At 62.9% G+C, this 2,988-nt stretch carries 2 protein-coding genes; one reads left to right on the top strand and one right to left on the bottom strand.

The features are described from left to right. Nucleotides 1-1,899, top strand: a 1,899-nt coding sequence (gene ligD / locus WA989_RS06100; protein WP_424339616.1) for a DNA ligase D, incomplete at its 5' end; no start/stop codon positions are given. A gap of 33 nt (nt 1,900-1,932) precedes the next feature. Here the strand turns inward: ligD and WA989_RS06095 are convergent. After that, nucleotides 1,933-2,988: xanthine dehydrogenase family protein molybdopterin-binding subunit (locus WA989_RS06095; protein WP_424339615.1), on the bottom strand; the 1,056-nt coding region annotated here is incomplete at its 5' end.

Genomic DNA, 2,988 nt, shown 5'->3' with positions numbered 1-2,988 from the left:
GGCAAGTCCGGCGTACTGGGCGAAGACGAAAAGCCGGATTTTCCCGATTTCGTAAAGCCGCAGCTGGCCACGCTGCGCGAGGACCCGCCCGAAGGCGAGGACTGGATTCATGAGCTCAAATTTGACGGCTACCGCATGCAGGCGCTGGTCGCCGGCCATCAGGTGCGGCTCATGACACGCAATGGCAAGGACTGGACGGAGCGCTATCCGGCAGTCGCCACAGCGCTCGCCAGCCTCGATGTCAAATCCGCCGCAATCGATGGCGAACTGGTTGCGCTCGACGATCGCGGCCACAGCCACTTTGCATCTCTGCAGGCGGCGACGAATGATGGGGCCGATGCGCGCCTTGCCTATTACGCCTTCGATCTCCTCTCGCTTGACGGCAAGGACATGCGCAAGAAACCGCTGAGTGATCGCAAAGCGGCGCTCGCGAATATCCTGCCGGGCCAGGACGACACGATCTTCTTTTCCGACCATATCGCAGGCAAGGGCGAAACGGTCATCGGCAAGGCCTGCGGGATGGGGCTGGAAGGCATAATCTCGAAAAAGGTCTCGGCCAAATACGTGTCCGGGCGCGGCGCGAGCTGGATCAAGGCCAAATGCGTTGGCCGAGACGAATTCGTAATCGGCGGTTACCGCAAATCCGACAAGCGCGGCCGCCCCTTCGCCTCGCTCCTGCTCGGCGAATATGAAGATGGCAAGCTGCTCTATCGCGGGCGCGTCGGGACAGGCTTTGATGAAGCGCTGATGGATAAGCTTGCCGGCAAAATGTCCCGGCTGGAGCGCAAGACGCCGCCCTTCGAGGACTTGCCGGCCGACGCCAAACGCGGCGCAGTCTGGCTCACCCCGAAACTCGTCGGCGATATCGCTTATACAGAGCGCACACCTGACGGCCTGCTGCGTCATCCAAGCTTCCAGGCCCTGCGCGAAGACAAGGAGGCCGGCCAGGTGACAACCACCTCGGAAAAGGCGGCCGAGGCCGAAGAGTCAAAGGAGAATGACGGCACGGTGCTCGGCATCCGCATCAGCCACCCTGACCGCGTTGTCTATGAAGAACAGGGCGCCACCAAGCGCGAGATTGCCGAATACCTCGCGCGCATCGCCCCTCGCCTTCTGCCGCACATCAAGGACCGGCCGGTAAGCCTTGTGCGCTGCCCGTCAGGCGCTGGCGGGAAATGCTTTTTCCAGAAGCACCATACCGACTCCATCCCCGATACGATCGGTGAGGCTGAGATCAAGGAAAAGGATGGCGGCAAGGCGAGCTATCTCGTCCTCAATTCGGCCGAGGCGCTCGTCTCCGCAGCGCAGATCGGCGCGCTGGAGCTTCATATCTGGGGCTCGCGGACAGACAGGCTGGAGCGGCCCGACCGGCTGGTGATCGACCTCGACCCCGATGAGGGCATGGATTTCGCCACTGTAAAGGACGCCGCCGTGGAAGTGCGCGACGTGCTTGGAAGCGCTGGGCTCAAATCATTTGCGCTGGTGACAGGCGGCAAGGGCGTGCATGTCGTCGCCCCGCTTGAGCGCCGGCGAGACTGGGCGGACGTCAAGGCCGCTGCACGCGGGCTGGCCCGCCAACTCGCCGCTGCAGCGCCGGACCGCTATGTCGCCGAAGCCTCCAAAGCCAAGCGCAAGGGCAAGATTTTTATCGACTGGCTACGCAATGAGAGAGGCGCAACGGCCGTCTGCCCCTATTCGCTGCGGGCAAGGCCGGGCGCGCCGATTGCTGTGCCGGTCCGCTGGGATGAACTCTCCGGCCTGGACGCCGCCAACACCTATACATTGTCGAATATCTTCGCGCGCCTCAGCCGCCTGAAAACCGATCCCTGGGAGGGCTATGACGAGACCCGCCAGTCGATCGGACAGAGCGTGCTGGACATCCTTACACAGGAGGGCTGAGCGAGGCTCACCGCCTCGACACGGCCCGCGCGATCAGATCGCGCTGATGACCTTGTCGAGAGTCGCCGGGTAATCGCGGAAGCGCACGCCTGTCGCATTATACATTGCATTGGTGATCGCAGCGGCCGCCCCACAAATGCTGAGCTCGCCTATCCCCTTGGCCTGAATGGGGGAGGCCCACGGGTCGCGTTCAGGCAGGAGGTGAACGTCGATTGCAGGCACGTCGAGATTGACCGGCACATGGTATTCGGCAAGGTCGCGATTGGCGATATGGCCGTCGCGATCGTCGAACATGAGCTCTTCGGTGAGCGCCAGGCCGATGCCCCAGACGAGCCCGCCATAGCATTGCGAGGTCGCCGTTTTCTCATTCAGGATCCGGCCCGCATCGAACACGCCGAGCATGCGCCGCACGCGTGTTTCGCCGGTCACTTCATTGACGGCCACTTCCGCGAAGAACGAGCCGTACGTGCCCTGGCTGACCGTTTCGCCGGTCTCTCCGGGGACGATATGACCCTCGCCGATGATCGGCGCGCCATTCAGCAGGCCGGACAAGGCGTGGGTCTCGTCTCCGTTTTTGACCTCACCATCCTGGAAGACGAGGTCTTCCTCATCGGCCTGGAGCTTTTCAGCGATCTGTTTGCGAATATCGTCGCAGGCCAGGAAGACCGACGAGCCGCTCGAACTGGCGCCGAATGACCCGCCGGAACCGGAGGCGGGCGGAAAGTCCGTATCGCCAAGCCGGGTTTCGACCCTGTCGGCTGGCAGGCCGAGCATGTCGCCTGCAATCTGGGTGAGGATGGCGTAGGTACCGGTACCGATATCGGTCATGTCGGTCTCGACGACTGCCTTGCCGTCGGGATTGAGCGTGACGCGCGCCTGCGATTCCATCAGCTGGTTGACGCGAGTGGCTGTCGCCATGCCGATCCCGATCAGCCACTCGCCGTCACGGGTCTTGCGCGGCTCTGCGGAACGCTTGTCCCAGCCGAACCGCTTGGCCCCCTCATCGAGCGCTTCGTGAAGCTTGCGGGAGGAATATGGAATTCCCTTTTCCGGGTGGGTGGTCGGAATATTGAGCTTGCGGAATTCGAC

This window comes from Henriciella sp. (assembly GCF_049649345.1).
Taxonomy (GTDB): domain Bacteria; phylum Pseudomonadota; class Alphaproteobacteria; order Caulobacterales; family Hyphomonadaceae; genus Henriciella.
This window is presented reverse-complemented; position numbering and strand designations above follow the sequence as displayed.